8 protein-coding genes and 2 pseudogenes are annotated in these 8,320 nt (G+C 33.0%); 9 read left to right on the plus strand and 1 reads right to left on the minus strand.

Annotated features, from left to right (window positions below):
- Positions 1-385, minus strand: a pseudogene (locus HX049_RS17855) (IS1380 family transposase); the annotation flags it as partial.
- 101 nt (positions 386-486) lie between these two features.
- On the opposite strand from HX049_RS17855, the gene HX049_RS17860 reads away from it, so the two are divergent.
- The 9 genes and pseudogenes from HX049_RS17860 to HX049_RS17900 all read left to right on the plus strand — a co-directional run bounded on the left by HX049_RS17860 (position 487) and on the right by HX049_RS17900 (position 8,090).
- Entirely contained in the window at positions 487-1,500 is a 1,014-nt protein-coding gene (locus HX049_RS17860; RefSeq protein WP_286417689.1) for a PDDEXK nuclease domain-containing protein, read from the plus strand.
- A 61-nt stretch (positions 1,501-1,561) separates the two neighbouring features.
- Positions 1,562-1,747 (plus strand): hypothetical protein, encoded by a 186-nt coding sequence (locus HX049_RS17865; RefSeq protein ID WP_286417691.1) that lies wholly within the window; start codon positions 1,562-1,564, stop codon positions 1,745-1,747.
- An 89-nt stretch (positions 1,748-1,836) separates the two neighbouring features.
- Positions 1,837-2,739: a helix-turn-helix transcriptional regulator gene (locus tag HX049_RS17870; RefSeq protein WP_286417693.1), complete on the plus strand. Its 903-nt coding sequence runs from the start codon at positions 1,837-1,839 to the stop codon at positions 2,737-2,739.
- Positions 2,740-2,807: 68 nt separating this feature from the next.
- The gene (locus HX049_RS17875; RefSeq protein WP_286417695.1) at positions 2,808-3,110 is read left to right on the plus strand and encodes a hypothetical protein; all 303 of its coding nucleotides are present in this window, start codon (positions 2,808-2,810) and stop codon (positions 3,108-3,110) included.
- A 328-nt stretch (positions 3,111-3,438) separates the two neighbouring features.
- A complete protein-coding gene (locus HX049_RS17880; RefSeq protein ID WP_286417697.1) occupies positions 3,439-4,632 on the plus strand; it encodes a hypothetical protein in 1,194 nt (397 codons plus the stop codon).
- A 27-nt stretch (positions 4,633-4,659) separates the two neighbouring features.
- Positions 4,660-5,436, plus strand: a complete 777-nt coding sequence (locus tag HX049_RS17885) for a hypothetical protein (protein ID WP_286417699.1) — start codon at positions 4,660-4,662, stop codon at positions 5,434-5,436.
- Between the two features lie 143 nt (positions 5,437-5,579).
- Entirely contained in the window at positions 5,580-6,377 is a 798-nt protein-coding gene (locus tag HX049_RS17890) for a hypothetical protein (protein ID WP_286417702.1), read from the plus strand.
- A 62-nt stretch (positions 6,378-6,439) separates the two neighbouring features.
- On the plus strand, positions 6,440-6,616 hold the full coding sequence (locus tag HX049_RS17895) for a hypothetical protein (protein ID WP_286417704.1): 177 nt from the start codon (positions 6,440-6,442) through the stop codon (positions 6,614-6,616).
- Positions 6,617-7,148: 532 nt separating this feature from the next.
- Positions 7,149-8,090, plus strand: a pseudogene (locus HX049_RS17900) (site-specific integrase).
- Positions 8,091-8,320: the final 230 nt, after the last annotated feature.

Below are 8,320 nucleotides of genomic sequence, written 5' to 3' on the forward strand. Positions count from 1 at the left end.
TAAAGTAATTTAAGTTGATGTTTTTAAAAAACCACTCAAAGAAGTGCTTAGCAGTTTCAATGTTACTACTAGCATCAAACTTGGAGAAATAACGTTTATACGCATCTTGACCTGGTGAAGTTCGCCAGTTAAAGATTTTACCAAGAGCTTTATCATGTCTAGTTACTTCTGTGTGTAAAAAACGATTTGCACCACACCAAACACTAGTCATAAAAGACTCTAAAATCACATCAACATCATGTGCCCTATTAGAATTTTGACAAGGAAGACTTTCACAGGAATTAATCTGAGATTTAAAGTCTATTTTATCTAACATTTGCTTTAAAAAGACCATTCCACCCCATGGTGTAATCTCTTTGTTGGTAAAGGATAGATCAAAATTCATAGGCTTAAATTTTCTAACGCTACGCGTTAGGAATTACACTTAATAAATATACATCTTTTTCTAATGCGGAATGTGGGTTAAATGTAGATGAATATTTAAGTATGCTTATAAACCAATCCATTATAACAGATATAAAAGCCATTATAGCCCAATCAAAAGATAAGGCTATACGTGCCGTTGACCATCAGCGAACGCTGATGTATTGGCATATTGGCAAACGTATCTTTGAAGAAGAACAAGAGGGAAAAGAACGTGCAGATTATGGAACGTTTCTTATCAAATATCTTTCAGAACAACTGCAACCCGAGTTCGGAAGTGGTTTTTCCACAAGACAAATCAACCTTTACCGTCAGTTTTACCGCACATTTGAGAATGTGCATACACTGTATGCACAATTGAGTTGGAGCCAATACAAGCTACTTTTAAGCGTTGACAGTCAGGATAAAAGAGAGTTTTATATTGCTGAAACAATAAAAAATAATTGGACGGTGCGGCAATTGGAACGGCAGATTTACAGCAGTTTGTACGAACGGCTTTTGTTGAGCAATGATAAAGAAAGTGTTTTAGCGGTTGCCAAAAATGAGAAACAGCCGTCTGATGCCAAAGAAATCATTAAAGACCCAATGTATTTGGAGTTTTTGGGCTTGAAAAGAGAAACATCTTATTATGAAAGAGATTTGGAAAGTGCCATTATTACACACTTACAGGAGTTCTTGTTGGAGTTAGGCAATGGATTTTCCTTTGTAGCAAGGCAGAAAAGAATACATATTGAGGGCGATGAGTTCTTTGTGGACTTAGTATTTTACAACCGCATTTTGCAATGTTTTGTAATTATTGAAATCAAAACCACTAAACTAACTCATCAGGATATTGGGCAGTTACAAATGTATGTGAACTATTATGACAGGATAGAAAAACTGCCATACGAGAACCCTACCATTGGGATTTTGCTTTGTGCTAATAAAAATGATGCAGTAGTAAAATTTACATTACCAGAAAATCAAAAACAGATTATTGCAAGCCAATACGAACTTTACTTACCAAGCGAACAGCAATTATTGGAAGAAGTAAATAAGAAATTGGAGAGTTTTGAAGAAAGGGAGGATAAAAAATAGATGCTCTTTTGATTGAATAATACCAAGAGAATTTTAAGTTATTAAAAAAAGATATAAATAGATGCTAAGTACACGAGTAAAACAAATTATAGCAGACAACGGACGATCAGATTTAGAAAATGAAACCTTCTCTGAGAACAGCCTTCAAATCGATATGACCCTCATGGGACATGAACTACTCCTTCATACTACTCAAACCTATCACTTAGGAGAAGTGTATTTGCATTTGGACGAACCTAAAAAATAGGTTTCCCTAATAAAAAAGAAGTATTCAAATAATTTAAAGACAAAGTTGTGATATTAACCCGATATTGTAACTAAAGAACACCTAAACTTATGGCAAAACGAGATTTTATTAAACGTCACTTACTCATTATCGAACTGCTTCGAAAAAGACCGAGTACCTATGATGATATTCTAAATTACTTAATTAACAATCAAGACCAAATTGGCTACCAACTCGAAATTAGCAAGCGAACCTTGCAAAGGGATTTGAAAGAAATTGATTCTATTTGGGGTATTGAAATTAGCTTTAATAGAAGTATAGAGGCCTATAAAATTGAAAGTGATGAACATGCGGAAGATGAAACAATTCAACGTACGCTAGAATCCTTTGATTTAATTTCAGCTTTAAAACAAAACAGAAAAGTTGGAAAAAGCATTTTTCTAGAGAAGAGAAAATCATCTGGAAGTGAGCATTTCAACGGCATTATTCACGCTATTGACAACAACCTTATCATCACCTTTGATCACCTTAGTTTCTCAAAAGAACCTAGTGCAAGGCGTTGTGTTCCTAAAGCAATCAAAGAAACACAAAACCGTTTTTATCTGATTGCCTATGATTTAGATGTAAAAGATTTTAGAAACTTTGGTTTAGAACGAGTGGCTAATTTAGTCATAACCCCACAAAGGGAATCAAGTCCCGAAATCAATATTGAAAAGGCTTATCAGCATGCCTTTGGTATTGAGCGCTATGAAACTGCAGAAAAGATTATACTCAGATTTGACATCCAACAAAAGGAATATGTAAAATCACTGCCTTTTCATCACTCCCAGCGTATTATTGCCGAGGATAAAAACTATTTTACGTTAGAACTGTTTATACACCCTACACATGATTTTCTCTTAGAGATTATGCGCCATGGTCCTATCTGTGAAGTGATTGAACCAGCTATGCTTAGACAACAAGTAAGTGAAAGAGTACAATTACTTGCAAAAATGTATCAAATAGAAGAATAAAAAGTAAAGCGACACAGCCTGTCTTAATCAATTATAACCTTTGTACTGAATCAAAAAAATACAAGCTTATGAACATCGTTAAAATTACAAACGGCAAACTCGAATTAAGAAAACCCAACGGTTCTTTAATCCGAACTATTAAATCTTCTGGCGTTATCAATGCAGATATCAACCAAGATGGAAGTTTACTACTCGTTACAACAGATAAGGGACAAGTTGAGCTTCGCAAAGAATCAGGTTCACTTATTCGCACTATTGCCTCTAATAATTCAACCAATGCCCGTTTTAGTGGAAAAGACATACTAGTTACTAAAACAAATGGAAAAGTTGAATTAAGAAAAGAATCAGGTTCTTTAATACGCACAATTTAGTGTATTGAAATTGTTATTTAGATTTGTTTGTTAGAATTAAAATCCGGCTTTACGTAGTCGGATTTTATATCAACGTCATCTACTGTTCTAAATTCAAGATATTTCCCCCCCCTTATAATACAGCAGTAAGACTATGATAAACAACTATATAGACATACCAAGTGCTTAAGCATTAATATAGGGGAAGTCCCCACCTATTCTATTCTTTTAGAACTAAATTGCCTAGAAACCGATTATTCTCTTAATCGTTTTTTTTACACATCAATTAATTAAACGACGTATTTTGTCTTTATAGACGATTATTTTTACTCAATAAAAAGTAGAAAAAATGGATATACAAGAGCAAATTGCCACAGTTTGGCAAGACTATGAAAACAACAAAAATATTCCTGCTTTTATTAAAGAAAGAAGATATGGTTTTTATGATAACCAACAACAAAAAGATATTCTTGTTTTAGGCATAGCACCTATTTATCAGACGAAATCGGTCTACAAACCAACCAGATACAACATGTTACATCACCTAGGTGATGAGAATAACATGAATGCTTATCAAAGAGCTATTACGAAAATAGTGATAAATGAAAAGGAAAACTTAGATTTATCGCCTTGGTTAACCTATATGGACTTGTTTTATTATAGAACAGATACAAACAAGTCTGAGCTAAATACCTTTTTAAGTACACTAGATGGTATTATGTTTTTAATCGATCAATTGCAAATTACTAAAACAGCGCTAGAGCAAATTATTCAACCCAAAGTAATTGTTTTAAATTCCAAAGAAGCAGGTATTTTCATGGGAATCTATCAAGATCAAGTTGGTAGTGTGTGTAGTATGGGATATGAATTTGAAGAAGTTCAATTTAGCTTATCTTCTTTTTCTGTTTACAGAATTATTGGTCTATCACCCAATACTAGTCTTGGTGAAGATGAGACAATGAAAACCAATTTGATTGGTACCTATGTTATTTGCTACCCTTCACTATTACATCAATCCTTAGACCTTGAAGACACCCCTTTACTGCCTCAACAAATTTATTATTACAGGGAACTAGTGGGATTAGAGAAAAGGGCTTTAACAAATAAAGTACCTCATCTAAGTGCTATAGATGTAGACTTATTACTAAACCATGCCTTTTTGTATCGCTACCGCCTAAAAGGTGATCGTGATCCAAGCGCCATTCAGGCAGATATAATTCTTACTGATCTAATGGAGTTTAGAACGTTAACACCTCAAAAAATGGTCAAAGCTATTTTTGATAAGATAGGTGAATTAAATCTTTTATCGATTCATGATATTTTAGAGCTATTTAGTTTCTCTTTTTGTCAAACAACCTTTAGGTATAAAAGGGCAATTCTAGCAACTAAACAAACAGCCATACGAAATAAAAACCTATACTTTGCTGAACCTTTTAAGCTATATGGTAACCAGTTATTTTATGTATCCAAATTCTGGTCCATACAACAAAGAAGATTTTTAGAACACTGGTTTATAAAGCTAGCGTATTATCACAACAACTAATTTATATATAATAAAAACAAAACAATCATGGCAAAATTCATTGGAACCCTTGAAGAATTTGAACAATTTATAGGTCCGGCAACCAATAAAATTGTAACTAAACTTGGTAAAACACTCAAGAAAAAATCACAAGCTAGTTGTCAAAACCACAAACTAGGTGAACACACAATTACAGCGGAAAAGTGTGGAAAACACAAAAGCCTAGATGCTGCACACTTTTCACACCTAGCAAAAGATAGAAAGTCGATCATCGCTGCTATTTTAAAACAAAACTTTCCTCAAATAGAAGGCGAATATGAGGTGTGTTTAAACGAATTTCTAATTCATTATGAAGCTGCACATCACCCATTAGACGAGTCACTTATCATGCTTTGCAGACAACATCATAGCGCCTATGATCGAAAAAACAGAACTGTTGATGAGGCCTGTGATCAAGAAACAGATCAGTTAATTACAATACAAATACCAGATAATCAAGAATTAAATGTAAATACAATTAAAAAAGCATTAATGCAGCAAATACACTATTTAGAAGGTAAAATCTGCAATATTGCAAAAATTAGCGGTGAGATATGGAACTTTAATATAAACAAAGAGAACACAGAGGGATTTCTTTTGTGTTACAATCAATTCGATGCATCAGTTAGTATTTTAAAGTACGTCGATGCTCATGAAATAGGTAATTTGAAGAAAAATAAAGAAACAATGAGCATTATTATTCCCGTCCAAGAGGAAGAGTTCATTGACAAAGCCTCTCAATTCAAATTTGAATTCATCGAACATGTTTATTTAATAAATGAATAAGGACACAACTTTCAATTATAAGAACTGAAGGTGATCTTCAGTTCTTATTTTTATAAAGAGGATCTAAATAACTTTGCAAAAAAAAGCCTATCTTGTTAACACCTTATCCAAACAGAATAAAAATCTAAAACCTAAAGGTCAATATGAAGAATTCACTACTCAACACCGCTTCTAATTGGTTTAGAAAAGATGAAAAAGAACATCAAGAAAAAAATCCTTCCATTAAGGCAAAACCTATTGGATTTTTTGAACAATTAAAAAACAACATTTGGGACAATGAGCCTGTTGAGATTATTGATATAGAAGCTTTTGAGGTAATCGCTTCGGATATGGAAGTGATGATTACACAAACTACCACAGAAGAAATAACAGTTAAACAAGAGCTTAGTTCTATTCAGGAACTAGAACAGGATAAAAGTTTATTTACACAGGTGACAGACTCAACTGGGGCTTTGTTAGAGCGTATAAAAGATACAGCTGCTACTTCTTGGAACTTTACAGCTGAGAAAATGAATGCTGCAACAGTAGCAACTGTTTCCTTCTCTAGTTCAACGGCAGATTCACTGGTGCACTTTACCAAAGAAGTCGGTAAAAAGTATGATGATTTAGAACTTACACCTAAATTCCATAGCTTGATTAATACCCTAGATCTTGTTGTATTAATTACTCTTTTAGAGGGATTTACTGATAAACAGAAAAAGGGAAGTAAAGAATTTATTGCCCTGTCTGTGATTATTGCTCTATTGGTATTATTAGAAAATGCAAAAGAAGGAATGAAAAAAGAAATGGGCGTGATAGAAGTCAATGAAGAACTCAACCACAATATGTCCTCATTGCTGCAAGCTGTAACCTTCAAAGATATGGTAGAAACAGCAGAGCCTATTCTTTTACTTATACCTAATGGAAACTATATTTTACTTATCCTAAAACTGTTTGTTTAATCAATAGTTTATATACAAAAAAGCACACCTTTTCTTACTACTACACTTAAAGATTTAATGCCATGTTAAACATCTTTACTTCAACTAAACCTGAACAATTTGCTTCATTTTTTACTGGTGATCCTGTATGTAAATTTGCAGCAGCACTTTATCAAAAAATGCAAGAGGGACATATTTGTATTGACATAAGCAATCAAGAAGATATACAGCTTTTAAAACAATCTGTATATGTTGGTTAAAGTCTGTGAATTTTTCTAAAGTATCAACTGGATTTGACAATTGTGCAACAACTAGTAGTAACTATAGGCGTATTTTAGCGTTTTATATCTTCAGTTGATTTAAAATTGGAATGGATTTCAAGACTTATCTTTGCACTTATTCCTACTGAGGCAAACAACCTGTCTTTTTAATACTTTTATTTGTTTTAAAATGATTTGAAAACCAAATAGTTAAGTGTTGAATGTTTTTATTAAGATGTCCTTATTTTCTATATTAGTCACAACATATTCACAACATAATAAAAAAAGTGTTGTGAAAGTGTTGTGAAAAATCGGTCTCCCTTAACCTAATATAGATATTATGAACATCACACTTAAACAACGAAAACTACCTAGTGGAAGAATAAGTCTTCTAATTGAGTACACAAAAGGAGTTGAAGTTACTTCTACTGGAAAGAAGAAGTATATCAGAGAATTTGAAAACCTAAAACTCTTCCTACATGGTGCTCCTAATAGCCCAAAGGAAAGAAAGGAAAACAAAGAAGCTCTTCAAATGGCTAAAAATATCTTAGCCATTAGACAAAGTGAAAACCTTAGAGGTAAATATGGAATTAAAAATAAACACAAAGGGCAACGTTGCTTCTTGGATTTCTTTCTAGAGAAAACAGAAGAGAAATATGAAAGTCCAAAAAACTATGGAAACTGGACAGCTTCCTTTCTTCACTTAAAACGCTGTATCTCCCCTACTTTTACTTTTGATGAAGTAGATGATGAATTTTTAAAGAAAGTCAGACATTACTTTGATACAAAGGCGCTTACTAAAAGTAAACTCCCTTTATCATTAAACTCAAAATACTCTTATCTAAACAAGTTTAGAGCTGCTCTTAGATTAGCCTTTGAAGAAGGTTATCTAACAATTAACTATGCTCAAAAAGTAAAGAGCTTTAAGCAAGCTGAAAGTCAGAGAGAGTACCTTACGTTTAATGAAATACAAAATCTGGTAAAAACCGATTGTAAATACGAAGTGCTTAAACGAGCTTTTTTATTCTCTTGTTTAACTGGTCTACGCTGGTCTGATATTAATAATCTAGTTTGGTCTGAAGTAAGAGATGAAGATCATGTTTGTAGAGTTATCTATAGACAAGAAAAAACAGAAGGTGTTGAATATCTTTATATCTCCAAACAGGCAAGAGAACTCTTAGGAGAAAGAGAATCACTTAACCAGCGCGTTTTCACTGGTCTTAAATAATCAGCAGTTTACAATAACGAAATCGTACGTTGGTGTAACAGAGCGGGTATTCACAAGCATATTACCTTCCATAGTGCTAGACACATCAATGCGGTACTACTCTTAGAAAATGGAGCGGATATTTACACAGTTTCCAAGCGTTTAGGACATCGTGAGATCAGAACTACTCAAATCTATGCTAAAATCAGAGATAGTAAAATGAAGGAAGCCTCTGAGCTTATTCCTGAGCTTAAATTTGGATTTTAAACTAAGGAGTTAATTACATCTTAGAGAGCAATTCAATAAAACAGTTAAAAAAAGTTCCCGAATTGGGAATTTATTTATAAATTTGTATAAACTATTTTAATTGAGAGTAATAGCGATAAAAACGTTACGTGTGTTTTGGACAAAACATGCAGACAGTGAGCAACAATTAAAGGCTTGGTATCAAGAGGCAGAAAAAGCAACTTGGAAAAATAGTAATGAAATAAAGGCCG

Source organism: Myroides odoratimimus (genome assembly GCF_030326305.1).
Lineage (GTDB): Bacteria > Bacteroidota > Bacteroidia > Flavobacteriales > Flavobacteriaceae > Flavobacterium > Flavobacterium odoratimimum_A.